22 protein-coding genes and 1 tRNA gene are annotated in these 24,790 nt (G+C 44.7%); 2 read left to right on the forward strand and 21 right to left on the reverse strand.

Annotated elements, in window-relative coordinates:
* Positions 1–200 precede the first annotated feature (200 nt).
* Entirely contained in the window at positions 201–2,006 is a 1,806-nt protein-coding gene (gene typA, locus PHE24_02085) for a translational GTPase TypA (GenBank protein ID MDD4901902.1), read from the reverse strand.
* A 366-nt stretch (positions 2,007–2,372) separates the two neighbouring features.
* Here typA and PHE24_02090 point away from each other — a divergent pair, with 366 nt between their 5' ends.
* Complete coding sequence (locus PHE24_02090; GenBank protein MDD4901903.1) at positions 2,373–3,476, forward strand: hypothetical protein; 1,104 nt, start codon at positions 2,373–2,375, stop codon at positions 3,474–3,476.
* A gap of 144 nt (positions 3,477–3,620) precedes the next feature.
* Here PHE24_02090 and PHE24_02095 read toward each other — a convergent pair whose 3' ends face one another.
* From PHE24_02095 to PHE24_02140, 10 genes are all read right to left on the reverse strand, one after another.
* A complete protein-coding gene (locus PHE24_02095) occupies positions 3,621–4,079 on the reverse strand; it encodes a hypothetical protein (GenBank protein ID MDD4901904.1) in 459 nt (152 codons plus the stop codon).
* A 275-nt stretch (positions 4,080–4,354) separates the two neighbouring features.
* The gene (locus PHE24_02100; protein ID MDD4901905.1) at positions 4,355–4,573 is read right to left on the reverse strand and encodes a DUF2769 domain-containing protein; all 219 of its coding nucleotides are present in this window, start codon (positions 4,571–4,573) and stop codon (positions 4,355–4,357) included.
* A 19-nt stretch (positions 4,574–4,592) separates the two neighbouring features.
* A complete protein-coding gene (locus PHE24_02105; protein ID MDD4901906.1) occupies positions 4,593–5,510 on the reverse strand; it encodes a flavodoxin family protein in 918 nt (305 codons plus the stop codon).
* Between the two features lie 115 nt (positions 5,511–5,625).
* Positions 5,626–5,696, reverse strand: a tRNA-Gln gene (locus tag PHE24_02110).
* Between the two features lie 18 nt (positions 5,697–5,714).
* A complete protein-coding gene (locus PHE24_02115; GenBank protein ID MDD4901907.1) occupies positions 5,715–6,413 on the reverse strand; it encodes an LAGLIDADG family homing endonuclease in 699 nt (232 codons plus the stop codon).
* 174 nt (positions 6,414–6,587) lie between these two features.
* Positions 6,588–8,219, reverse strand: coding sequence for a DNA polymerase III subunit gamma/tau (gene dnaX / locus PHE24_02120; protein ID MDD4901908.1), 1,632 nt, complete (start codon positions 8,217–8,219; stop codon positions 6,588–6,590).
* A 102-nt stretch (positions 8,220–8,321) separates the two neighbouring features.
* Positions 8,322–9,365: a hypothetical protein gene (locus tag PHE24_02125; protein ID MDD4901909.1), complete on the reverse strand. Its 1,044-nt coding sequence runs from the start codon at positions 9,363–9,365 to the stop codon at positions 8,322–8,324.
* Positions 9,366–9,485: 120 nt separating this feature from the next.
* The gene (locus PHE24_02130) at positions 9,486–10,271 is read right to left on the reverse strand and encodes a prohibitin family protein (GenBank protein ID MDD4901910.1); all 786 of its coding nucleotides are present in this window, start codon (positions 10,269–10,271) and stop codon (positions 9,486–9,488) included.
* Positions 10,272–10,426: 155 nt separating this feature from the next.
* Positions 10,427–12,931 (reverse strand): type IV secretion system DNA-binding domain-containing protein, encoded by a 2,505-nt coding sequence (locus PHE24_02135; GenBank protein MDD4901911.1) that lies wholly within the window; start codon positions 12,929–12,931, stop codon positions 10,427–10,429.
* An 84-nt stretch (positions 12,932–13,015) separates the two neighbouring features.
* A complete protein-coding gene (locus PHE24_02140; protein ID MDD4901912.1) occupies positions 13,016–13,501 on the reverse strand; it encodes a hypothetical protein in 486 nt (161 codons plus the stop codon).
* Positions 13,502–13,702: 201 nt separating this feature from the next.
* Between PHE24_02140 and PHE24_02145 the strand changes: the two genes are divergently transcribed.
* The gene (locus tag PHE24_02145; protein ID MDD4901913.1) at positions 13,703–14,674 is read left to right on the forward strand and encodes a CorA family divalent cation transporter; all 972 of its coding nucleotides are present in this window, start codon (positions 13,703–13,705) and stop codon (positions 14,672–14,674) included.
* Between the two features lie 117 nt (positions 14,675–14,791).
* On the opposite strand, the gene PHE24_02150 is transcribed toward PHE24_02145, so the two are convergent.
* The 10 genes from PHE24_02150 to PHE24_02195 form a co-directional block, all read right to left on the reverse strand.
* A complete protein-coding gene (locus tag PHE24_02150) occupies positions 14,792–15,202 on the reverse strand; it encodes a hypothetical protein (GenBank protein MDD4901914.1) in 411 nt (136 codons plus the stop codon).
* 26 nt (positions 15,203–15,228) lie between these two features.
* Positions 15,229–16,293, reverse strand: coding sequence for a tRNA-dihydrouridine synthase (locus PHE24_02155; GenBank protein MDD4901915.1), 1,065 nt, complete (start codon positions 16,291–16,293; stop codon positions 15,229–15,231).
* 92 nt (positions 16,294–16,385) lie between these two features.
* Positions 16,386–17,147 carry a hypothetical protein gene (locus PHE24_02160; protein MDD4901916.1) on the reverse strand — a complete coding sequence of 254 codons (762 nt, stop codon included), beginning with the start codon at positions 17,145–17,147 and terminating at the stop codon, positions 16,386–16,388.
* 171 nt (positions 17,148–17,318) lie between these two features.
* Positions 17,319–18,527: a hypothetical protein gene (locus PHE24_02165; GenBank protein MDD4901917.1), complete on the reverse strand. Its 1,209-nt coding sequence runs from the start codon at positions 18,525–18,527 to the stop codon at positions 17,319–17,321.
* Between the two features lie 396 nt (positions 18,528–18,923).
* The gene (cysS, locus tag PHE24_02170) at positions 18,924–20,588 is read right to left on the reverse strand and encodes a cysteine--tRNA ligase (GenBank protein ID MDD4901918.1); all 1,665 of its coding nucleotides are present in this window, start codon (positions 20,586–20,588) and stop codon (positions 18,924–18,926) included.
* A 78-nt stretch (positions 20,589–20,666) separates the two neighbouring features.
* Positions 20,667–21,119 (reverse strand): phosphoribosyl-AMP cyclohydrolase, encoded by a 453-nt coding sequence (locus PHE24_02175; protein ID MDD4901919.1) that lies wholly within the window; start codon positions 21,117–21,119, stop codon positions 20,667–20,669.
* 142 nt (positions 21,120–21,261) lie between these two features.
* Positions 21,262–21,702 carry a hypothetical protein gene (locus PHE24_02180; protein MDD4901920.1) on the reverse strand — a complete coding sequence of 147 codons (441 nt, stop codon included), beginning with the start codon at positions 21,700–21,702 and terminating at the stop codon, positions 21,262–21,264.
* Positions 21,703–21,733: 31 nt separating this feature from the next.
* Entirely contained in the window at positions 21,734–22,315 is a 582-nt protein-coding gene (locus PHE24_02185; protein MDD4901921.1) for a hypothetical protein, read from the reverse strand.
* A gap of 90 nt (positions 22,316–22,405) precedes the next feature.
* Positions 22,406–22,744 carry a hypothetical protein gene (locus tag PHE24_02190; protein ID MDD4901922.1) on the reverse strand — a complete coding sequence of 113 codons (339 nt, stop codon included), beginning with the start codon at positions 22,742–22,744 and terminating at the stop codon, positions 22,406–22,408.
* Positions 22,745–22,785: 41 nt separating this feature from the next.
* On the reverse strand, positions 22,786–24,669 hold the full coding sequence (locus PHE24_02195; GenBank protein ID MDD4901923.1) for a glycosyltransferase family 39 protein: 1,884 nt from the start codon (positions 24,667–24,669) through the stop codon (positions 22,786–22,788).
* Positions 24,670–24,790 lie beyond the last annotated feature (121 nt).

A 24,790-nucleotide genomic window follows, 5' to 3' on the forward strand; every position in this document is an offset into this window, starting at 1 on the left:
ATTATTATACCACAAAAAAACGGGGTTGCCTTTGGCTACAGCAACCCCTTAAGTGCAAACAGCTCCTGTCTCTCCCAGTTAACCCCAATCGCGCCTTAACCGCCAACGGGAGAAGGCGACCATCCGGTCGGGCCAGAGACTCAGACCGAGTTATGCTTGCACCACAACATCGGGTTTATCACCTGACGTTTTTGTATGATTTAATTTTCTGATTCAATTCTTTTCCTCTCCGCCCGGATCCGGTCCATCTCGGTCAGGTATTTTTTGCGCATCCGGATATTTTTCGGGGTAATTTCCAAATATTCATCTTCTTTCATAATTTCCAAACCGCGCTCTAAAGTAACCGGCAAAGCTGGAGTTAATAAGATCGCTTCGTCAGAACCGGAAGCTCTCATATTGGACAAGCGCTTGCCCTTGATCGGATTAACGGTAAGATCATTGCCCTTGGCCACATTACCCACCACCATTCCTTCATAAACTTCAGTATTGGGATCAATATATAAAGCGCCGCGCTCCTGCAGATTCCAAAGCGAAAAAGCCAGCGCCTTCCCCTGCTCCTGGGAAACCATCGAACCAAGGTCGTGCTTTTCGATTTCGCCGGCGAACGGCTTAAAACCGATGAAGCGCGCGCAGAGAATTCCTTCGCCGCGGGTATCCATGATGAATTCGCCGCGGTAGCCTAAGAGCCCGCGGGTCGGTATTTCGAACACGATCCTGGTCTGGCCGAATTCCGGTTTCATTTCTGTCATTCTCCCCTTCCGCTTGGACATTTTCTCGATCACGACGCCAGTCATATTTTCCGGCACGTCGATCACGGCTTCTTCGTACGGCTCCAAAGTCTGGCCGTCTTTTTCCTTATAAATAACGGTCGGCTGGGAAACTTGCAACTCAAAACCTTCGCGGCGCATATTTTCCAAAAGGATGGCGATATGCATTTCGCCGCGGCCGTAAACTTTATAAAATTCGCCGGAGGAAAAATCGACTTTCAAGCCGACGTTAACTTCCAGTTCCTTCTCTAATCTTTCTTTGATCTGCCGGCTGGTGACATATTTGCCGTCGCGTCCGGCAAACGGCGAATTGTTCACTAAAAAATTCAAGGAAATGGTCGGCTCATCGATATCGATCGCCGGCAGCGGTTCTTGCGCGTCGTTCTGGCAGATCGTTTCGCCGATATAAATATCCGGCAAACCGGCCAGCATGATAATATCTCCGGCCTCGGCCTGCGCTTCTTCTTCACGCTTCAAGCCTTTGAAAGTGAAAAGTTTGGTGATTTTTCCGGTACGAATTCCGCCGGTCGGCTGTTTGATGATTACGTTATCAGTTGATTTGATCGTGCCTTCATAAATCCGGCAGATCGCCAAGCGGCCGATGAAATTATCATAAGCCAGATTAAACGGCTGCAAGCGGAAAGGCTTGGCCGATAATTCAGCCGAAGAAGCGACCGGAACGTGCTCTAAAACAGTATCCAGAATCGGCGACAGATCTTTGGCCTCGTCTTCCATTTTCAATTTAGCGATGCCGGCGCGGGCCGCGGCATAGACGACCGGAAAATCCAATTGCTCGTCATTAGCGCCTAAATCCAAAAATAATTCAAAGATCATTTCTTCGACAGTTTCGACGCGGGCGGCCGGCTTATCGATCTTATTGATAACCACGATCGGTTTCAAACCGAGCTCCAAGGCTTTTTTCAAAACAAATTTAGTCTGCGGCATCGGGCCTTCCTGCGCGTCAACGACCAGCAAAACCGAATCGATCGAACGCAAAACGCGCTCGACTTCGGAACCGAAATCGGCGTGGCCGGGCGTATCGACGATGTTTATTTTCGTCCCTTTATAGATAACCGAGGTATTTTTGGAATAAATCGTAATGCCGCGCTCCTGTTCCAGAGCGTTCGAGTCCATGCTGACGCCTTCCTCGGCCATGCCGGTTTGGCGCATCAGCGCGTCGGTTAAAGTTGTCTTGCCATGATCGACGTGCGCGATAATGGCTATATTACGTATATCCATAAACTTACTTGTGTATATAATGCGAACCTACGAATTTTACGCGAATACCGCAAACTATTTATCGAATAAATTCTAGTAATTCGTTAAATCTATTCGTGGTATTCGCGAACAATTCATGGTATTCGTATTATATAACCGCCATATCAGTAACGAGTCATTAAAATAAAAAACTGCCCGGAAAAAGCAGAATTAACTGACTTATTAAAGATAATTATATATTAAAAATCTAAAAAAGTCAAATACTACAGCAAATTATCTTAAAAATATGGGCAATATTGACATTATATTAAAAATATGATATTGTGCTAACCAGTTCAAATTAAGCTGTATTTTACAACCCATTCCAATCCAAAGAAAGGATAAGTTATGAAAAGACTTATCGCCTTGTTGTTCGTCGTTTTAACGTTGTCGTTGGCCTGCAGCAAAACCATTGTCGGGCCAATCCATCACGACCAATCCCCTGCCTTGTATGTTTCTCTGGACAGCGCCAACGCGTTGACGACCAAACTCCCCTATCAACTGGGCGGATGCGTCACTCAATTTTTGGCGGCCGTAAAATTGCAGGCCAAGGACAGTCTGGTGCAGATCGACACCCTCAAAGTATTTTGTTCCGCATCAACGCCGGCCAATATTTTCTGCAATCTGCTTCTGGTCGATGATCAAGGCAATGTGCTTGCTGCCAATCCCAATGTGCAGTCGACGACAATTTTCACCAACGTCGGCAAGATCGGTGATCAGGCCCGGACAATTTATCTGAAAGCTGATTTGAATAAAATCGGCAAAGATGAAGTCGGACAGATCAATGCCACGGCGAGTTTCCGCTTCGGTGGCATTGCCGCTAGCTACGCAGGAAGTAAAAAAGCGATTTCTAACATCCGCTACGAGAACGATTCCAGTCTTGAGCAAACCAATCCGTCACAAACTATCACCGTCGTTGCGGCCAAAATCGCCGCGGTTGATTTGGTCAATTCTAATGAAACAGCGGCGGTAGCGGCAAAAATCAGCGGAACCGGCTGGTGCAATGTGGCGATTATCAAAGTGGCAACCTCCGCCTCCTCAAACACCATCGCGAACGGCGATCCGGCTCGAATAATTTTGGATAAGATCAGAGTTAATATCCAAAAAAATTCAGGGATGACGATTAGCGAGGCGCAAATCGGTCGCGTTCGACCGAGCGATATTTACTTCCTTTCCGCCACTTATTCGGCCACTACTGAATTTGACATGACCCAGCCGTCGATTGGATCCGATGAAGAAATCGATCCCGTGAGCTCGGTCTATTATCTCGTTAGAGTAAATATTTCCGCGTTAGCCCCGGGCGGCCAGAACTGGATCGAAGTCGATCTTAACGATCTGGAAGGCGATGCCACCTCGGCCAATTTTGTCTGGCGCGACGGCAGCGACGCCGCGCAAAAATTTCCCCTTAAGCTTACACTCAACCAGCTTACTGGAAACAAAATTACCGAGTAGCAAAATAAGCGATTCAAACCCAAGCCCTTGGAAAACCAGGGGCTTGCTTTTTTATCAGGAAATAAAAATCCCCTGTTCTTTCAAACAAGGGATTTGATCGCTTTTTTATAAAGCGATTTTGCGGCGGATCACTTTATACGGAGATTACCCGTATATCCTGGTTGAGGGACAATGTTTGATCGAAGCTTCAGGAACAACGCTTCCGACTTCGCCATTTAAGCTGCCGCAATCAAAAATGCCGAATCGAATTAAAATAACGATAAATGAATTTGATTCGGGTTCAGTTTTAAGCGTTAATGAAGCCCCGATAAAACCTTGGCTAAAAATCAAAGCGGGATTGCTGTTTGATTCAACTGAAGGATTCGCGAGATTGAGTTCATACTCGACAACTCCGCCAACTTTTACCAGAGGATTTTTTTTCTTTTCTCCATGTCCCCCATTCTCTCTGTTTGTGTTCGCGATCATTGCCGCAACTATCTTATCGAAAGTTTGGGCTAACCAATTCCGATCGTGCAAACGATTTTCTTTTCCGAACAATGCCCGCAAAGCTCCAGAATCAACCACGCAAGCATGCGGACTTGATTCAACTCTCAAAGTGTCCATCTACTTTCCTCCTAATTTTGGAGTGATTTAAAAAAGAACAGTTAATTTTTCCCAATTAAAAAACCCGCCTAATTTTTCATTAGCGAGCTGAAACTAATTCAGATTGGTTTGTTTATATTAACGCGGCTACAGTATTCTTCGATCTCCATTTCTTAGACGGAAAAGTTTCTTTGAAAAATCATGACGAACTTCTCCCCAAAAAATAAAAAATGATTATGACGTAATCTTAGAATATAATATTTTATTTGTCAACAGTTTTTCGTCAATAACCCCCTCTACTTTTTGCAATAGTAATAGGAATTCAAACCGTTCTCCGACCAGACCGGACAGGCGGCGCAGATACAGCCTTTCGAAGCGACCTCGCATTGGCTTTTTCCTTTGGCGCAGAATAATTTATCCGCGTTTTTTTTCAGGCATTCATCAGCTTGATAGCTCGGGCAGCCGAGACAAATGCACTTCTTAAAATTTTCCGGAGTATTGGTCACTGCTGACATAAAATTTAGTAATTATTTTTTAATTTATACTAAAATCATTTTTCCAATCGGTCGTTTTCGCCTCGCGCGCCAATTTAGCCGCCAGCATCACATTAGAGGCCAAAGAATAAATTTCTTTGGTGAAACAATCGCTCAGCACGATCTTTTTATCTTCGTAAGTCGGATTGCAGACCGAAGACATCGCGTACATATTATTGAACGGCGGGAACAACATCCCGAAGTGCGACAAAGTCATCATCAAGCAGCTGATCGCCATCGAAGTCCCCTCTTCATGGCCGGCGGTGATGATGCCGCCGATCTTGCCGGAAAACCGGCGCAAAAATCCGCTTCCGGGCACGTCATAATCAACATTCATTTGAACGAATTTCGTGTGCTTGATATTCAATTCCTTGTCTTTGGGCGAATCCGGATTAGCTGGCGGCAAGCTACCGTCCAAACTGATACAGCGATCGATAAAAGTCGCCATTAGAGTGGAAATTTTAAAATTATTGACCGGCGTGGCGAAAATGATCGCGTCCGCGTCTAAAATTTTATCATAAAGAATATTGCTCATATCATCGGCGCGGTCAGTCCCTTTGGGATAGCAGGAACAATAAAAATGGCATTGGGTATTGGTCGTGGAATAACAGGCCTTGCAATATTTGATATGATGATCGCGCAAAGAAATAAATTCGGTTTTAGCGCCTTGCTCTTCACAAAATTTCAAGCAGCGTTTCAATAATTCGGCCGTGTTGGAATCCTCCTGGGCCATATCATTTACGTCCCGGGCTGAACCGGAAATGCCCAGCACTTTTATCTCGCCGGTTTTCGGAGTCCCTAAACGCTCGGCCTCTTTGATCGTGGCTTCGCGGATTTCCTTAAATCTTGCCAGTGTCTTCTCATCAATTTCCAAAACTTTCATCAACTCTTCGTCGGAATATTTTAAATCATTGGCCATAATTGTTTGATGAATTAATTATCTTCTCTGATAATTATAGCAAATCTGGCACAAATTGAAAAAGACAAAAAAACCACAAAAAAACCGGCCAAAAAGGCCGGATTTATTTTACAAGCTCGGGAGCTTGGATTCGAACCAAGATTATCGCGTCCAGAGCGCGACGTCTTACCTTTGGACGACTCCCGAAAAATATAATCAATATTTTTAGTATTTTCTAAACTTTAACAAATTAATGATCGCTTCAACTTCCGCTTTCCTTGAAATTTGCACCACATTTTCGCCTTTGTGCGGATGGAAACCTAATCCGCGCAAAAGAAAATAAACAATTCTTAAAAGCGATTTATTGCAATTTTTGAAAAAAAATTTATAAGTATAGGTTGGGGCATGAACGCAATATGATCCCTCGGCCTCATAAAGTCCTCTTAAAAATCTTATCTTATAATCTTCACGGGGTAAAACCCAACCTGGTATTTTAAAAACGATGCCCTTCTTAGGGCCGACGGGAATCTGCAATCTTTTGCTTATAAACTTTTCATAAATAGTGACTGTGGTACAATTTGAATGGCTCTTTTTGCCAACATGAGACTTCCTATAAAAGACGCTTTCAACTAAAAAGGCGACTCTCTTTATCAATCCCTGGTTATTGCTGTTCAAAGAAATTCTCAACACTTCCGTTCTTTGAAGGGCGCCTAAATAACCATCACCCAAAACCATACCTATCAATTCCGCCAAATCGCCGTTCCTTTCCAGCTCCGGATAATGCGAACGAATTAAACCGTTCTTTTTCGCTTTTTCCCTCCATTTAAAAAAATTGTCTATTTTTTTAACCTTTAACGTATTGGAAATTTTCAAAACAGAAGGATGCGTGTATTTAGTTTTCCCCTTATTCCAACTTGATTTCATATGCTTTAAATATAACATGAAAATCAAGTTTTTCCTACCATTAGACGATCTCCCAAAATCAATTATGAATTATTAATTATAAATTTATAATAAAAGCACCTGAAAATTGGCGCTAAAAAAATATTAAATCATTTGCGTCAGCCTGTCAATTTATAATTAATAATTTATAATTTATTATCCCACTATTTTCCCCCCGAAAGTTTTCAAGAGATCAGACATCATATCATTCCCCTTCTCATTTTCCGGCGGCAGTTCATCAGCCGGAACTTCGAGCTCGATATCATTTTCCGGCGCAGCAACTTTATTGCCCGCTTCAGCAACTTCCATATTTTCATCGATCACCGCTTCAATAATTAATTGTGTGCCGTAAACTTCGCGCAGCACATTCTGCACGATCTCTTTCATCTTGGCTTCATTGATGCGGTCTTTATGGAACTTGTATTTAAAGGCCAGACAAAGCTTATTACCGTGGAGATCCCGCGGCTGGCAAAGATGCAGGATGAACGACAGGGAATGATTGTATTTTTTTATCTTGGCCAAGACTTCGCTCCAGCGGGACATGATCTTTTCCTGATCAGGAACCGCGCCGCCCGAAAATTTAATCGGCTCTCCAGAATCAATTTTTTTTTCATTTTCAGGACCGGCGCTGGCCGTCCGACTTTTCGCCGCTCCTTCGACAGCCGCGCTAACGGCCGCCTTTGCCGGTGATACTTTTTCCAGGCACAATTCAGCGATTGCCAATTCTACCGGCAATTGGATGATAAAGCTGTTTTTCATCTCCGCTTTCGCCGCAATCATTTTTTCCAAGATCGCGATCAAATATCCGATCTCTAAATTTTTCTTCAGATCATTGATCTTAATTTCAAAACTCTCGCCGATATCAAGGCCAAGGCGTTCGCCGAGGCTTGGATTGATCTTGGACAATAAAATTTTCCGCAAAATTTCCACGAAGTCCCCGACGAACTTTTCCGGATCAACGCCGTCGTCGATGAATTTATTGATCAAAGCGATGGCGCCGGAGGCATCCTTCTTGATTAAAAATTCCAACAATTTGATAATTTCGGCAATGTCCGATCGGGGTATCACCAAATCCGCTTCGGCGCGGGTGATCTCTTTGCCCGAGATCGAAACCAATTGGCCCAAAAGGCTTTCGGCATCGCGCATATGGCCCTCGGCCTGGCGGGCGATGGCTTCCAAGATTTCACGATCCGCCTTGATCCCCTCCTGCTTAATGATATAAGATAGTTTTTTAACCGTATCCTCGATGCTGATGCGGCGGAAATCAAAGCGTTCGCAGCGCGAGATGATCGTGGCCGGAACCTTATGGATTTCCGTCGTGCAGAGAATAAAAATTACGTGCGCCGGCGGCTCTTCGATCAATTTTAACAGCGCGTTAAAGGCCGAGATGGAAAGCATATGCACTTCGTCGATGATAAAAACTTTATATTTATATTTGCTTGGCGTAACGCGGGCGGAAGCGATGATATTTTCCCGCACATTATCCACGCCGGTATGCGAAGCCGCGTCGATCTCCACGATATCCAGACTGCGGCCGGCTATAATTTCCAAACAGGACGAACATTTATCGCAAGGCTCGAACTCCCCTTCTTTGCGATTTAGACAATTCACCGCTTTTGCCATCAAGCGGGCAAAAGTCGTCTTGCCGACGGCTCTAGGACCGCAAAAAAGATAGGCATGGGCGATCTTGCCCGTGCCGATCTCGTTTTGCAGAGTAATTTTGATATGATTCTGCCCCACCGCTTCCTTAAAAGTCTGGGGACGATATTTTCTATACAGCGTTGCCATAAGGGAAATTAGAAATTAGAAATTAGAAATTTGGAAACTAATTTCCAATTTCAAATTTCCAATTTCTGCTTGATTCAGTAAAAAATCTTACTTTAAAAAAAACTATTTACTCTTAATAACATTATCTACCGCTCCCCAGGCGCTGTCGCCGGCGATCGGAACGAGCAAGACAACCTTGTCGCCCTGAATGCCTTTGTAATAAGTGATGCTCGCCGTGATGACGCGGAACTTTTTATGTTCAGCCTTAACCAGATAATTCCCGTTGGCGTCTTTTTCCAGTTTGCCGATCAAGCGTTTTCTTTCCACCGGCTTGGTTTGTTTATAAATAAAAGTGCCGCGGTCCGTAATCGTCAATTTTAGCATATCGCCTTCCACTAATTTTGATTTGGAAGCGTAGTTGGCCGGGACGCTGTATTCTTTGCCGTCCGGACCGATCATATTTTCGCCGTTAAAAACCCCTTCGATAACTTTGCCGCCTTCTTCTTCGTCAGCGATCAAGCCGTCGCTTATTTCACCAATACTGATGCGCTCTTCATCGCCATCATCAAGCAAACCGCCGAATAATGAAACCAAATTGACGGAACTTTTTTGAATATTTTCCAAAAGCTGTTTGGCTAAAATAATTTTTGATTTGGAAACGATAACGCTGTCTTCACTGACATATTCTCCGTCGTCTCCATCGGAATCCTCTTCCAAATCTTCATCTTCATCCTCGCCCTCGTCTTCGGTCAGATCGCTTTCTTCAACTTCATCCTCGTCCGCCGTAGCTTTAGCGAAGGCGGGCTCGTCCGCCGTAGCCTTGGCGAAGGCGGATTCATCAGCTTCCATTTCTTCTTCCGCCTCATCTTCCTCCGCCTGCTCGTCGCTTTCCTCCTCATCGGCAATCAAAGGATTAACAGCGGCAGGAGCAAAGATCGGCGGCGATACTTTCAAATCATCCTCTTCATCCAAATCAAAATCCTCGTCCTCGTCCACCGTAGCTTTAGCGAAGGTGGGCTCGTCCGCCACAACCTCATCGGCGGAAACGGGCTCGTCCGCTTCTTCGTCTAAATCTTCTTCCAAATTTTCTTCAGCCTCGTTTAAAATTTCATCATTGTCGGTAAGGTCATCAGACCCTAAACCGGCATTAAAATTAGAAATTGGCATATTTTTGTTTTTATTTTCACCCAAAGGGTGATCACCCCTTGGGTGAAGTTTTTGTCTTTATTTATACCTACATGATATATGAAAAAAGCCCCTTTTTCAAGGGGCTTAAATCGTTCGGTTTTACTTGGCAAGATTGATGAACGGCAGCGTCGCGTCCGGTATCATCTGCGTCGGGAGCTTGCCGTCCCATTTTTCCACGGCCTTCAAATTGACATATTCCCGGCCGCCCTGCTGGGTGATGGCCTGGGCCTGGATTTGGATGGCTTTAGCCTCGGCCTCGGCCTGGGCAAGCCGCTGTTCAGCTTCCAGTTTTACTCTTTCCAAATCATTTCTGGCCTTAAGAGCCTGCTGCTGGGAAACCTGTTTTGATTCAACGGCTTTCTCGTATTCGTCGCTGAAAGAAAAATCAGTAATGGAAAATTCAACCACATTGAAATAAACCGATAATCTTTTCAAAAGCTCTTCTTTGATGCTTTCTTTGACTTTCGGCCTGGCCTCGATCAATTCCTGGGCGGTAAAATTGGCCACGCCAGCCTTAACGCTCTCCTGGATCGCCGGATCGATCAATCTTGCTTGATAATCTTTGCCGACCTCCTGCCATAATTTATTTACGCTTTGCGGCTTGATGTTGTAATTCAAAGCCAAAGTGGCGTTAACGGTCTGGATGTCCTTTGAATAAGCCAGAGTTTTCGTTTCAATCTTTAAAGTCTTAACATCTAATTTTATCACCTGTTGATAGATCGGAATCCTAAAATGCAAGCCTTCTTCCATAATTTCTCCGGAAACCGCTCCCCAATTAAGCACGACCCCCCTTTCTCCGGCCGGTATGATCACGAAAGGATTCAAGGCCGAAAAAATAATGATGGCGATGATTATTCCGCCTGCCCACAAAGTTAATTTTTTCATTTGTTTAGTTTGGTTCCGGCAAAATCTCGCCAAGCGGATTCTGCCGAAGCGGCGCGATAGCGTCAAAATCCCCGGTAAGAGATTATGACGAAACCAAATTCGCGCATTAAAAATTTATTATCTATCTTTTATCATTCAAATACCGCGCTCATTCATCAGAACAGCGTCAGGCGTTTATTGATCTCCGCCTCGATTAACGCCCGATCGCGCCCGTATTTAAGGCGGCTTAAAGTTCTTATTTTTCCGGCGACTTCCGGCCGATCCTGGCCCGGCAAGGGCCACATCGTGCGCATCGAGAAGGGGCGCGAGGCGGTGTTGTCGATTAATAATTTAACGTAAGCGGTGTAAGCCTCGATGTTGATCAGGTCATATTCGTTAAAAACCGGGGAATATTCCTTGGCCAAAATTTCCGCGTCTTCCGAACCGATCTTAAAAGCGAACCAGCTTCCGACGTTGCCAAACACGGCCGAACGGATCGCCTCCCCTTCTTTGCCGAGCTGGCCGAGATATTGATGGGCGATGATCATATTCAAACCGTATTTGCGCGCTTCCGACAAAATCGTATTGATCGAGTCAGTGGTAAAGTTTTGGAATTCATCGATGTATAAATAAAAATCTTTGCGCGCCGAATCAGGCATATCGGCGCGGGATAAAGCCGCCATCAAAATTTTGCCGACGATGAGCAAGCCGAGCAAATAAGCGTTCATATCGCCGATCTTTCCTTTGGACAGATCGACTAAAAGGATTTTTTGCTTATCCATCACGTCGCGCAGGTTGAAGGAGCTTTTCTGCTGGCCGATGATCGGACGCATCGTATCATTGGAAACGAATTGCGTCAATTTGGAAGTGATATAAGGCACGATATTGGCGAGCGCCGCTTCGCCGCCGGCTTTTTCCGCCTGCTTCTGCCAGAAATCAACCACGGTGATGTCCGGGCAATTTTGGATTTTCAATTTGCGGAAATCCGGATCGGATAAAACTCTGGGCACTTCCATCAGAGTCGAACCGGATTCGACGTGCGACATGATCAGCAATAAAGCATTGCGCATATACTGCTCGAACATCGGGCCGCCGGTGGTTTTCAAATCATATAATTTGTCAAAAATCTTGATCAGTTCATTGATGACGAAAGTTTTCTGTTCCGGATAGCGCTCGTCGAATTCGATCAGATTCAAACCCATCGGCCGTTCCATATCGGCCGGCGAAAACAAGATGACATCTTCGGCGCGCTCGGGCGGAATGCGACGCAAGATATCTTCGATCAGATCGCCATGCGGATCCATCACGCAGACTCCTTCGCCGTTCAAAATATCCTGAATCGCCAAACCGGCGATCAAGACCGATTTACCCGTACCGGATTTGCCGATGATGTACATATGGCGGCGCCGGTCAGCCCGCTTAATGCGGATTTCTTTGGCCACGCCGCGATAAACATTTTTCCCCAAAACTATTCCCTCGGTAGGGATATTCGACGGCGCCGGTGCTTGTCGCGCCGTCAACCAGGCGATGTTGGGCGTTTCCAAATTTTTCAGAGGAAAATGATAAATGCTGTCCAGCTCCTCGGTGTTCAAAATAAAGCTGATCCGCTCGTTAAAGCGGCGATAAATGAAATCACGGACGACCCCGCCGTTGAACCGATAATTCTTTTGCTTGAAAATATTGCCATATTCATAATAATTATATTCGGCGAACGCGTTGGCCATATTCAAAAGATAGGCCTTGCCGTTAGGCTCATTATTAGTGCTGACAATAACGCGGATATTGACATCAAGACCGGCCTTGGAATTTTTTTCTTCCATGCTCTTGAGCATCTCCTCTTCCATCTGGGATAATTTTTTCGGCTCCTTTTTCTCCTTTTCCCGTTCGCTTTTCGGCTTGGCTTCTTTCGCCACGCTGCCCAAAAAATTCAAGACCTGATTAAACACGCCGCCGCCGATCGCTTCGCCTACTTTTTTGCCGCGATTGACTTCCCGCACCACTGCCGAAATTTTCCGATGCCAGGAACCTCTGGCAGATCGAACCACCAGCTGTACCGCCATTGATTCGTCCTTATCCAATTTGCTCATCACGTTAACCAGCGAATTCATCGGATCGATCTCCATTTTATTGTAAGTGCGGAGAGGAAAAACAAAACTTTTCCTGGTTTTCAAAACACTGGCGAAAACCTTGGCGGACGGATTGAAAATGTTATAATCCGGCACTTCTTCAACCAGCGCGTCCGGATAATGAGCGTGAATTTGCTGTTCGATATAGCGCGCCGATTCCGCGGGCGTTACCACGTAAAAATAAATTTTCTTTTCCGAGGCGACGATCTCGAAAGAAAAATGATCCGCCCTGCCCACCAGCCAGGCCTTAAGCCCGCGCTGGGCCCGAGCCCCGCCGATACTGTTAAAAATCGCTTCGCCCACGGCGATTTCTTCGCGCAACTCCTGCACGGTTTGCTCTTTTCTCTCCTCGCCCGGTTTTTCTTTGGGTAATCTGACCATAAAAACCGTCTGGGTCAGATATTGATTGCGGACAAAATAATTGCGCAAAATTCTCAAGGCGATCAAAACGATAATTAAAAAAATAGCCGCGATGGCGACATAAAAAATAATTGACAGCCAATCGACGTTGGCCGGCGCGGAATAAATATTGGGATAATTTACGGCGTAATCCATATATACAAATCATGGAGCAAAGAACAAAGAACACAAATATCGAAAATAAACACTTACAAAGTTATTTGCTCCATGCTCTTTGCTCTATGTTCTATGCTCTTTTTTTAATTTAATGATCTCGTCCGCTTTGATCTTCGCTTCCTGCTCCAAGAAGAATTTATTGACCCCGGGAATTAGCGAAAGCCATTTGCGGATCAGATTAACTATCTTGCCAATATTAATTTTTGTTTTTTCCAAGAGCTTTTCGATTTTTTTGGCGGTTTTTTCCCCTTCTTTGCGAAATTCCGCCTGCTTTTCCAAGGGCAAGCCTAAATAAATCTCCTCTAATCCGACAGACAGAAAATTCTCGATCTGTTTTTCCCGCTCCTCATATTCGGAAATCACGCTCTTGACCGGCCGGGCCGCGGCCGGCGCTGCCGCGGGAATTTCCCCGATTTTTTCCTGGGCTTTTTGCGCGGCTTGCTCCGCCTTTTCCAAAGTCAAATCTGGCCGTTCGCTGGGAACGCCGGTTTCAGCCTCGATTTTCTTCGGAGCTTCGAGATTTGACCCGATATTCAATTCAGTTGGCATATCTTAAGTATAACATAAATTAAGGGTAGATAAAACTCTGAATTATAATCCGAACCTACGAAATACCCGAATACAACGAACATTTTCATCCGAAAATTTCTTATTAATCTTGTATTCGTTTCGCAGCCGTTTGTAGTATTCGGATTTTTCGTGGGTTCGGATTATTTGTGCTATAATATAATCATTGCTAACAAGGAGAAAATGTCCCACTACAAAAAAATCACCAAAAACATCCAGGAGCTCGTCATCACCGGCGGCAAAGGCGGCAACGCGATCCGCTGGTTTAATATTGCCAATCCGGGCAAGGAAGAATTGGATTTTCTGCGCAAGATGAAAAAATACAGTTTTGATTTTCATGAATTGCGCGCTTCCTCGGTCAAGGTGCAGGCCGAACGCCCGATCATCGAACAAAAAGGAAAATATTTTTTTCTCATCCTTCATTTTCCGGTTTTCAAAGATGAGGAAATCGTCGCCGCTGAAATCGATTTTTTCATCGCTCACGGATTATTGATTACCCTGCATGACGGCCGGCTAAAAATTCTCGATGACTTTTTCAACACCGCCAGAAAAGACGGCTCTTCTTTGATGGTCAAAAAATTCCCTTCTTCAGCCGTGCTCTTGGCCGAACTGCTGGAAAAATTAGTGACTGATTGCTATGGAATAATGGATAAAAATAATGTCAAAATAAACGCGGTGGAAAAAATGATCTTTGCCAACGAACAAAAAAAATCCGTCGCCCGGATCCTGGAACTGGAGCACAACATCATCAACATCCGCCGCACCATGCTCAATCACAAAAATATTTTAAAGAGGCTGGTGCAGATGAAAAGCTCGATCATCCCGCCGGCGGTGATCAAATCTTTTTATTACAATCTGATCGAACAGACCAAGCGGATCTGGGAATTTTCCGAAAGCCAGAAAGAAACCGTCGAGGCGCTGCGCTCGGCCAACGAATCGCTTTTGGATTTCCGCACTAGCAGCATCATCAAAACTTTGACCATCGTTTCAGTGATCTTCGCCCCGCTCTCTTTTATTGTCGCTCTGCTGACTATAAGCGTTCAAAACGGAATGCCGCTGCTCGATACGCCCAACGGTTTTTGGATCGTCACTTATGGCTTAGGCCTTCTCGCCGCCCTGATGCTGCTATTTTTTGTGAGGAAAAAATGGCTCTGAACCAATTACAAATTATGCCGACGTAAAGTCGGCATCCCGAGCTTGCCTCGGGAAAAATTAAAAATATTTTAAAAAGAGGCGCTAGATGCCTCTTTTTTTGATGAATTTTCAGTTGCCTTAGAAATGTTTGTGAAAAAAAACATTGATCCTCGATTGCTTTTGTTTTTCTTGCCTCAGATAAGCGGCAAGCGTATTAATCCAGCTCAATGGCTGATTTAAATAATGCTTTTTCCAAAGGCGCATTTCATATTTATCCAGCAGTTTGTCTTCAATGGACAAATGAATGTGGCAAAGAATCACCCGGGCGATTTGCGCCGACCAAAGCAGGTCATTGTCATTCTCTTTTCCGATTAACTCTTCGATGATCTGAAAAAGTCCTTCCCGATCAAGCGACCGCAAAACTTTTAAGGGAAATCGCCCGATTAAGGCCGAACGTGAATCAAAATCATCATTATTGGCCGCAACCAACGCCAACAAATCCGGCCACCAGGGCATAGTTCTGACATCGACTCCGGGATTAGCCGCCATAAATCCTCCTTTGAAAAGGTACGTGATTATTTCAATAACTTTTTAATATCCGCTAATGTTTCAACTTTAACGAATTCCTGACGCATTTCGGCCGCACCCGGCATTCCCTTTACATACCAGCACAAATGCTTGCGCATTTCAAGTATCCCCCGCCTGCCCTTGAACTTTTCCATCAGTTTGGCATGCTCCAGCGCAATTTTAAAAATATTCCCCTCTAGAGAGGCCCGTCTCGCCAAGGCTTCGCCGAGGCGGAGGTGGCTCGCACCGCGCGAGGCGGGCCTTGCCCAGCGTAGCTCCGCCTCGGAGCGAAGTTGGGGTGTGTTACGCTCACTTTTACGAAAAACATTTTTTATTTGCGCAAAAATTTGCGGACGCCCGCACGCTCCCTGGCCGATTCCGATTCCATCCGCACCAGTTTTTTTGAGCATTATTTCAGCGTCTTCTAAATTATTTATCCCGCCATTAGCCAGTACGATACCTTTGAATTTTTTCTTAACTCGATTGATAATTCCATAATCAACTGGCCCGGCAAATCCCTGCGCCAAAGTCCGGCCATGAACCATGATCGCGGCGATCGGCAAATCTTTCATCTTATCGATAAATTCCAAAGCGGATATTTTTCCGGCATGGGCGCGGATCTTCACTGAGACTGGCAATTTTGTATTAGCCAGAACCGCCTCAATGACGCGCCGCGACTGATTCAAGTCCTGAAATAATTTCGCGCCAGAACAAGACTTGATTATTTTCATCACCGGACAGCCGAAATTTATATCGATCCCGTCCGGCTTGATTTTCTTCTCGATTATTTTCACCGCCTTGATAAAATGCTCAGGATTGTTGCCGAAAAGCTGAACCACGAATTTCGCCCCGCCATTTTTTCTATACACATCTAAAAGCCCGCTCGTTCTCTTGCTGTCATAGAACAAGCCGGCCGCCGAGATCATTTCGCTATAAACCACATCGGCGCCATACTTGCCGCACAGATACCGGAAAGCCGCGTCGGTAATCCCCGCCATCGGCGCCAGCGCCAATATAGGCCTGCCCTGAGCGGAGCCGAAGGGTTTTTTCAATTTTTCCCAAAAATTATTCATGAATTGATTATAACAAAGTAATTCAAAAATAAAAGAGCCGAGAACGATTTGTGATCGTCCTCGGCTCATTATGTTTTGCGGCAATCGCCTGGTTAGCGAAGCCGGCAAGAATTCGCTCTCTTTAACACTGCTCCATTCGACAAGCGTATTAGAAAGAACCCGTTAGTAGCACGGCCGGAATTTATAATTCGTCCTGATAAATCAACCAGACAAGCCCTGGAAATTATTCCCGATGACCTAGCCTGCGGTCTGGCGATTACTGCAACCGTGGCTCGATTAATGTCTGATAAGGAAATTATTTGCAGATAAGCTACCTTGCCCAAATTACTGACGCACTCCACTCTGACCAGCGCACCGTCAACCATTTCCCCCGGCAGCGCTTGATAAACATTAACGCTTACGTCTGAACTCACGAACTCGTGATAGCTCAATCGTCTGATGGTGTCGTCTTGGCCGCTGGCAAATAAATATATGCCAATTCCGACCCGCACCACAATTATTCCATAGGCATTTACCGAACTGTCGAAAATCGACGTATAGATCAAACTCTTCTCGACCACCAAGTACTTGTTTATTTGAGTGGGAATGGCCAGCCAACCGGCAAAGCTTTGCACCGTATACCAGTTATTCATAATCGAATTGCTCAAGCTGCCAATGGCTGATTGTCGCCCGCGCCAATACAGATCATCGGTCCAAATCACATGATTACAGGCCGAACCGTCATTTCTCACCACGACAAAACTCGAATCGCGGCTGATAGTATCGTTGGCGCAAGAAGGCCCATGGGGATGCTGAGCAAAAGATATGGCCGCCAACAACAACAAAAACCCGCAACTGCCAATCATTTTTTTCATACTTCTTCTCCCTTTGGTAAATGTGTTTGTTATTATTAAAAAACAATCATATTTGCAATGTCTGTGACAGACAATAGCATACATTTACCGATTTGTCAATGTCAAAATAAAAAAGAGCCGGGGACGAATGCAATCGTCCTCGGCTCATATTGTTTTGCGGCAATCGCTTGGTTAGCGATGCCGATTAAAGATCGTGGTTTTAGTCGCTCCGTCCGACATCTGAATAATCCTCAGTCCGGATGTGGCATAATTTGCGCCAGTGATTTTCCTACCCCTTATGTCGAAAGCGGCATTTTGGGCGGAATATTTCCGAATGGGCGCGCTTTTTAAAACCGGTTTTGAAATTGCCGTCGGATTTATCGGACCTCCAAGTTCACAGATTTCGACCGTATACTTCGCGGCCGGATCCGGAATTTCTACCGTCCATTGTCCGTTGGCGTCGGCGAAGGAATCTTTCTGCCAAAGCTTACCTCTCTGGAAAGAAAAAACATTAATCGCTGCGTTCGAACTAGTCTTAATCGTCAGCTTATCGCCAACAATCTCCGACGTATAACGAGCCGATGAAGCCCTTTTGAACAAGGAGACATTCCCGACCGTTTCTGACATCGGTTTTCCAAAACCAAGATCTTTGACGGCAGGGTCGATGGGGTTATTTAGCCAGACATTTAGAAGTGTCGGGCCAACAACTTTAGTCGGCATTGATTGTCCCGGAAGAATCATTTTTCCGTAATTCTTTCCGGACTGTACGTATCGCTCCCTATTACCGAGAACTCCATGTCCGATAAATCCGATATAGCTCACCAGGTCAGCGGAGGTAACAAGGCCATCGCCGTTTATATCACCCCTGATCCCGTCTAACTTTCTGAAAGTAAATCCCCTGCTTATTTCTTCTCCTTGCCCGGGGAATTGCTCTCCGCTAGAAATCGCGGCATCCATAACGACATATCCGACTTTATTGTCAGCAATATCATTTAATCGGATGCCAGAAAAATAAACAAGCATGCAACGAGTCATATAATATGAGCTCGTTTTTGCGAGAGCCATAATATCCCAGATGGGCGTAGAATCGTTAATGAAATAGGAGACCTTGTCAGAGTCATCCGACCAATAATAATCACAAACCCTGAGATTTGTTTGACTGAAAAAACCGTTTATGTCCCAACCGGTCGACGTGGTTTTTATGCCCCACATTTTCCCGTTGGCAGCACTGCCGCTGAACGGGCCGTTATTTGATACGTGCAATATTCCATCGAAACGCTCTCCGGGCAAGAGATAATAATTGCTTGCCGTGTCATAAAAGTAAAACCGAAAATCAGGCTGAGCGATCGAAGAGACCGACGACAATAAGCAGACGAACAGCGAAAAAATGAGCTTTTTCATAAAAACCCCTTTCTGTTTGTTAGGAGATATTGAATTGTAAACAGCAAACTGCTTTCAGAATTATGTTAAAACAATAGCATAGTTCTCACTTTTTGTCAATCAAGCCAAACAAAAAACGCCAACTTTGGCGACTTTTACCCTCTTTGTCATCCTGCCTGCCCGCCTTCTTGTCCGCCTCGGGCGGAGGGAGGGAGCGCCGTGCGAAGGATCTATTTTCCGATAAATCTTTAAAATGTTATAAAGAATTAGAACGATGATATTGGATTAACTTTATCGATAAAAAATTTTACCTCGATAATTTCTGCTTTACACAAAATAGATCCCTCGTCAGGGACTCGGGATGACAAAAAAGAGAAAGCCGGGATTATGGAAAAATCGGTTTTTATTTCTAACTTCTTACTTCTTATTTATCTTCATCCCCTCCTTCGTGTCCTCAATAGAAAATCCTTTGGCTTCAATTTCCGCACGCAAACGATCTGACTCCGGCCAATTTTTTTCCGCGCGGGCTTTAGCGCGCGCCTCGACCAGAACGCCAACTTCGGCGGGAACTGTTTCCTGATCCTGGCCCCGGCAGAGTCTCTCGGAGAGGACTCTGCCGAAATTTAAGCCGAGCACGCGATCAAAATCTAAAATCGTTGCCAACTTATCCCCTGACAACAAATTTGATTTTAAAACTTCCTGCAGAACCGATAAAGCGGCCGGAGTATTAAAATCATCATTAACAGCGGTTACGAATTTTTTTCTATATTCCGCGCTTAACACACCCCCCACTTCGTTCTGCTCCGCAGAACTTCGCGGGGCAAGCCGTCCGCGCGGCGCGTCCACCCCTCTTGATAGAGGGGAATTTTTTAGCACGCTAATCTGAGAGTATAAATGTTCCAGTCCGTTTTGGGCGGCCTGCAAAGCTTCCCAGGTAAAATTCTGCGGAGAGCGATAATTGGCGGAAAGAAAATAATATCTTAAAGCTAAGGGTGAAAAACCTTTCTCTTTTACTTCGGCCAAGGTAAAACCAGTGCCTTGAGACTTGGCCATTTTTTCTTCGTTCACTAAAAGATGTTCGTTGTGCAGCCAATAATTTACATATTTAACGCCGTTGGCCGCTTCGGATTGAGCGATCTCGTTGGTGTGATGAACCGGAATATGCTCGATGCCGCCCATATGGACGTCCAAGGTCGGACCAAGATATTTTTTACTCATCGCCGAACACTCGATATGCCAGCCGGGAAAACCTTCACCCGATTTCACCAAAGGCGATTTGAACGGAGATTTCCAAAACTGCAAAGCATTGGCGTGAACGCCGGCGCGAAAAAACCACAAGGCAAAATCTCGCGGATGTTTTTTAGCCGGATCGGTTACGTCGCCCGAACCCTCCCCGATGATATTTTTTTCCAGATTTTGCCGCGAGAGTTCTGTGTAATTGGGAAATTTGGAAACATCAAAATAAATCGCGAGCGGCGTGGCATAAGCAAAGCCTTTTTTTAATAAAATTTTAACCATCGCCTGCATCTCTTTAATGTGCTTGGTGGCGCGCGGTTTTTTCCACGGTTCTTTAATATTCAAATCAACCGCGGCTTGTTCATATTCCTGAATGTATTTTTTTGCAACATCTAATGGAGATTTTCGAAAATCTTCATCAATAACGTATCCATTTTTATCTTTAACTAAGTTTTCGTAACCACAAAACGGACATACATGAACATTGTTCGAAAACGTTCCGGTCGCAAAAGCTTTTTTCGTTACGGCTATTCCCGAATTAAAAATCTTTTGACATTTTTTACACTTAACACCTAATCCCGTAGTTGTCATCTTGTCCTCGCCTTCATCCTCATCCGAAGTCATATGTCCGACATCGGTATAATTTTTGACATACTTAACTTTATAGCCGTCATATTCAAAAACCCGGCGGATAATATCACCCAAGACCGCGGCGCGAAGATTGCCCAGATGCTGGGTCCAATAAACCGTCGGCCCGCATTGATAAAACCCAACTACGCCCTTTTTCAAAGGCTTGAATTCCTCCTTTTTCTTAGTGAGCGTGTTATACAAATATATTTTCTCCATATATCTATATTGTAAAGAAATCTGATAAAATTAGCAAATAAAAAAAGGCCGCTCGACAAAGTCTGGCGGCCGAAATCTTCAAACCTTTTTTTGCATTGCTTCTTTGACTTTCTCAAGGCCTAGCCCGTCTTCTTTAGCGACGATCCGGCGGAAATAACAGGTCAAATATGAATTTCCGTTGTCATCTTTCACATGGCAGGCACCGCCCCGGGGTTTAACCATGAAAAGAAGCGAATCCTGTTCGCAGTTAGTGAAGACGTCAACAAGTTCAAGCTGGTCGCCGGAAGTTTTTCCCTTTTGCCAAAGACGATTGCGAGTGGTTGACCACATTGTTGCCAGGTCGTCTCTCAAGGAAGCATAAAATGCTGCCTTGTTAATATAGCCCTCGATCAGCACGAGGAGAGTATCGGCATCCTGGATCGTTACCCTCATCACGTTTCTTCTGGACGTCTTGGCGACCTTCTTTATTTTGGTGAAATCCAGCATCAGCACATTTCCCGTTTCTCTTACCTTATTCTTTAAGTCAGACATACAACCTCCTGCTTGGTTTGGGTTTAAGTTATCAAATGTGTAACTTTAAAAATTATCATAATCCGCTATGACAGTCAAACAAAAGGCAGAATCCCGATGATGAGATTCTGCCAGAGCCAGCAAAGTTTTTATTATTTTTACTTTACAACTTTTGACTTTCAACTTCCGGTTTAAGCCATTTCGCGAAAATCCAGCCGGCGATGATCGCGTTGATCAAGCCGGAAATCAGCCAGCTGGCAATCATCATCAGAGAAACTTTAAAAGTAGAATAGGAAATCAGCATGCCGGGAATTCCGGCCAACACAAAATATCCCAAGCCGAAATTGATCCCCCTGATCCAAACTTGCGCGCCTTTGATCTTGTCTTTGACCATGTCCCAGAAAAAAGCCAGGATAATGCCCAGGACAAAAGGATAGAGAAAATAAAGCGACATCAGCGGATCAGACCAAGGACGAAAGATCGCCGGATTGGCATACTCGGCATTGATCGCCGGATAGATCATAGTGAATAACCGCGAAATGGCCAAACCGACGACTAACATGGCCAAACCCGCTAATAAACCAAAAATTAAATTCTTTTTCATAAATTTTTAATTTATAATTTGTAATTTTAATTTATTTAAGTCCATCGATCTCGTCGATCCTGACCTTGTGCCGATGGCCGGAGTTGTCGCGATAGCGGACATAATATTCGATCCCGTCGGGAAATCTTTTCAGATGCTCCAAGAATCGGGCATTAAAGGAAACAAAATAATCCAGATCGATCTTCTCAAAACCGTTGCCGGGAATAACGATCGTCCGCCGAGTGGCGCCGATGCGCTCGGAAGTCGGCCTGACTTCCAGTTCAAAATTACTGTGATCGAATTTGATCAACAGCTTGGGCTGATCGACCGCTCCGGCGCCGTAGGAAATATTCACGAAATCGGCGAACATGCGAAAAATAAAAGTAACGTCCTTGAGCGCGCCATAAGGCCGGCGCGCCAAATCTTTGAAGGCGGAAATTTTAAAACCGTCGCGCTTGCCCTCGGCGCTAACTCTCAGATGGATCTTGGCGATGCGGATATTGGCCGTCACCTGCCGGCGCATAATCTTCACCGTTTCATAAGTCATGTACGCGTAAACAGCCGTGATCAGCACCAAGATCAAGTTGGCGTATTGGTTGGAACTTTCTAAAATTTTATTGATAACTTCAAGCATATTATAGGCAATTTCATTATACCATAAATTTGTCAAATAAAAAACCGCCGATTTGCTGTCTCAGCGGTCGATCATATCCTTGCGGACAGATCATTCTTTCTTTTTAAGTATTTTCATTCCCTGATTGGTCACTCTGACGCGATAACCATCTGAGGCCAATTTGCCTATCTTATACGGCATATCGATGCCCAGATCGTAAGCGCCTTTTATAATATCCAGGAATGATGAAGTTCCCTCTTTGCCGCTCTTTCCCCCCAGTTTGTTTATTTCGGGCATAAGGTAAACGGTAACCTGCTCACCGTCATCTTTTTGGATTTTGAGCGTCATCCTCAGGCTATCACCGGCGACGACAACCCCCTCAAACTCCTCAAAGCCAGTCACGACTATCCCGACTACCGGAACGCTTTTTCCTCCAGCTCCAGGGATCATCGTTCACCTCCTTCTTTTTTAAAAAAATGTTCAGCTGTCTTTTATTCATTTTTATCGCGCTTTGGCAAAATTGTCAAGGGTTTTTTGATAATTTTCACGGTTGACGTCGCGACTGCGGAAAAATTTTCCAATTTGTACAAAGTAAAAATATCATCGGTCGATTTTATTTTCTGCAAAACCAAACCAGCTTGTTTTAATTTGCCATCATTCAAATATTTAAAATCCTTCTCCGGAAAAGTAAAATTGAAATAATAAACCGGGATATATTTGGCTAATTTTTGATAAATAATTAACATGGCCGGATCGGTAAGATTATTAACAACGACCTTGCGCTCGGGGAAAAATATCTTATCATGATAGCGGGTGATGATCACGGCCGACGGTTCGGTAAGCCTGAGCACCTGGTCATATTCCGATTTCAAAACTTGGTTATTGGAATCGACATAGAGCAGGCCCTCTTTGGAACCGCTGACCAAAAAATTGGCGGAAAAGAAAAAAATAAAAATTATGATGACCGCCTGCGTGGCGCCGATGCTAAATGTCCGGGACGGCCATTGGAGCAGAAAAAAATTCTTAAACTTATTGGAACTGATCTTAACCGCGACTTCACTATTTTCAGTATCGCGCGCAAAGATCGCCCAGGACAAACGAGAGATAAAAAAAGCCGCGAACGGCATCGCCCCTAAATAGATTGGCAGCCAATAACGGGTGTAAGAATTGCCGATAGTGATTTCGTTAAGATTGGGATTATCATTGAATACCCAGCTGCCGTAATATAAGACCAAAATCGCGCTGGCAATAAAGTAAGCGAAGAAATACGCCCAATATTTTTTCTTCCATTTCCAAACCCGGGTCATGAACAGGATCAGTCCCAGAAAAGCCGGCCAAAAGAGCAAGGGAAACATTTTCGGAAAATAATTTTTAAAATTCTGCCCGGCCTGATTATAATTCAAGCCGAAATAAAAAACAGTATTTTTGATTTTATTCAACGGTTCAAGAATGTAGGAAAATTGTCCCTTGACGACGGTCTTGGTCAAAACAACGCCCTCGGCCGCGACCGTGGTTATTGAGCGATTTATCTCCACGTAGCCGCCGTTGCTATAGCCGCCGTAGAGGATTTCGTTCCAAAAAAGCACCGGCACGAAAGGCAAGGCAACGAAACAAACAATGATGATCAATTTCAATATCCCGATCTTTTTTAAATTGAACAGCCAAAGGACAATAAGCGCCGGTAGCAGCCAAATGGCCTCGGAAGTTCTGGTGATCAGGGCGCCGCCGACGAACAATCCGCCTAAAGCGGCCAGGAATAAATTTAACCAATCCATCTGCCAAAACCGCCAAGAAAAAAATTTATTTTTTCTCGGCGCGCGCGTCGCGGCTAAAACAATAAAATACAGGCTGATGACCAATAAAGAAACAAATAAAACATTATGAAACAGGCTGTGCACCGAATAAAAATAAAATACCGGAAAACTTAAAAGTAAAAGCGAGCTTAGGAAGGCCACCCGCGGCGTAAAAATCTTCTTGATCAAAAGATAATAAAAGAAAAAAGCCAGCGCCGCGAAAAACGGGGTCAAGAATGGGATGACTTTGACTGAAATTAACTTGGCAATCGTACCGTAGATCAGAATGACGCCCAAAAAACTCACGGGTTTGAGCAGGCCATTGTCGCTGCGGAAGCTTCTCGGCTGCATGATCTCAGAAACGAACGGATTATATTTTTCGTAAATAGTCAGCTGGCCGGTTTGGGCGTAAAGTTTGGCAAAAATATAATTGGCTGTTTCATCAGGCGAACCCCATTTGACAAAACCATCGCGCTGCGTAAAAGCGATAAAACCGCAAGCGGCCGCAAAAAATACTGCTGCCAAGAGAACAACGCAGATTTCCCGCCAAAATCTTCTAATAAAACTTATTATTTTGGTCATATAATACGAATACTACGAATTGTACGCGAATACTACAAACCATTGTTATTCCCCTCTCGAGAGGGGTGGCAGGCCGCCTCGGCCTGACGGGGTGTGTTATTCGATTCGTGGAGTTCGCGGT

The sequence above is a fragment of the Patescibacteria group bacterium genome (genome assembly GCA_028707065.1).
Lineage (GTDB): Bacteria > Patescibacteriota > Patescibacteriia > Patescibacteriales > WJLG01 > JAQTUZ01.

Excerpts from the sequence above, each read along its gene's own strand:
- typA (MDD4901902.1), bottom strand. The coding sequence starts at position 2,006 with ATGGATATACGTAATATAGCCATTATCGCGCACGTCGATCATGGCAAG.
- PHE24_02090 (MDD4901903.1), top strand. The coding sequence starts at position 2,373 with ATGAAAAGACTTATCGCCTTGTTGTTCGTCGTTTTAACGTTGTCGTTG.
- PHE24_02095 (MDD4901904.1), bottom strand. The coding sequence starts at position 4,079 with ATGGACACTTTGAGAGTTGAATCAAGTCCGCATGCTTGCGTGGTTGAT.
- PHE24_02100 (MDD4901905.1), bottom strand. The coding sequence starts at position 4,573 with ATGTCAGCAGTGACCAATACTCCGGAAAATTTTAAGAAGTGCATTTGT.
- PHE24_02105 (MDD4901906.1), bottom strand. The coding sequence starts at position 5,510 with ATGGCCAATGATTTAAAATATTCCGACGAAGAGTTGATGAAAGTTTTG.
- PHE24_02115 (MDD4901907.1), bottom strand. The coding sequence starts at position 6,413 with ATGAAATCAAGTTGGAATAAGGGGAAAACTAAATACACGCATCCTTCT.
- dnaX (MDD4901908.1), bottom strand. The coding sequence starts at position 8,219 with ATGGCAACGCTGTATAGAAAATATCGTCCCCAGACTTTTAAGGAAGCG.
- PHE24_02125 (MDD4901909.1), bottom strand. The coding sequence starts at position 9,365 with ATGCCAATTTCTAATTTTAATGCCGGTTTAGGGTCTGATGACCTTACC.
- PHE24_02130 (MDD4901910.1), bottom strand. The coding sequence starts at position 10,271 with ATGAAAAAATTAACTTTGTGGGCAGGCGGAATAATCATCGCCATCATT.
- PHE24_02135 (MDD4901911.1), bottom strand. The coding sequence starts at position 12,931 with ATGGATTACGCCGTAAATTATCCCAATATTTATTCCGCGCCGGCCAAC.
- PHE24_02140 (MDD4901912.1), bottom strand. The coding sequence starts at position 13,501 with ATGCCAACTGAATTGAATATCGGGTCAAATCTCGAAGCTCCGAAGAAA.
- PHE24_02145 (MDD4901913.1), top strand. The coding sequence starts at position 13,703 with ATGTCCCACTACAAAAAAATCACCAAAAACATCCAGGAGCTCGTCATC.
- PHE24_02150 (MDD4901914.1), bottom strand. The coding sequence starts at position 15,202 with ATGGCGGCTAATCCCGGAGTCGATGTCAGAACTATGCCCTGGTGGCCG.
- PHE24_02155 (MDD4901915.1), bottom strand. The coding sequence starts at position 16,293 with ATGAATAATTTTTGGGAAAAATTGAAAAAACCCTTCGGCTCCGCTCAG.
- PHE24_02160 (MDD4901916.1), bottom strand. The coding sequence starts at position 17,147 with ATGAAAAAAATGATTGGCAGTTGCGGGTTTTTGTTGTTGTTGGCGGCC.
- PHE24_02165 (MDD4901917.1), bottom strand. The coding sequence starts at position 18,527 with ATGAAAAAGCTCATTTTTTCGCTGTTCGTCTGCTTATTGTCGTCGGTC.
- cysS (MDD4901918.1), bottom strand. The coding sequence starts at position 20,588 with ATGGAGAAAATATATTTGTATAACACGCTCACTAAGAAAAAGGAGGAA.
- PHE24_02175 (MDD4901919.1), bottom strand. The coding sequence starts at position 21,119 with ATGTCTGACTTAAAGAATAAGGTAAGAGAAACGGGAAATGTGCTGATG.
- PHE24_02180 (MDD4901920.1), bottom strand. The coding sequence starts at position 21,702 with ATGAAAAAGAATTTAATTTTTGGTTTATTAGCGGGTTTGGCCATGTTA.
- PHE24_02185 (MDD4901921.1), bottom strand. The coding sequence starts at position 22,315 with ATGCTTGAAGTTATCAATAAAATTTTAGAAAGTTCCAACCAATACGCC.
- PHE24_02190 (MDD4901922.1), bottom strand. The coding sequence starts at position 22,744 with ATGATCCCTGGAGCTGGAGGAAAAAGCGTTCCGGTAGTCGGGATAGTC.
- PHE24_02195 (MDD4901923.1), bottom strand. The coding sequence starts at position 24,669 with ATGACCAAAATAATAAGTTTTATTAGAAGATTTTGGCGGGAAATCTGC.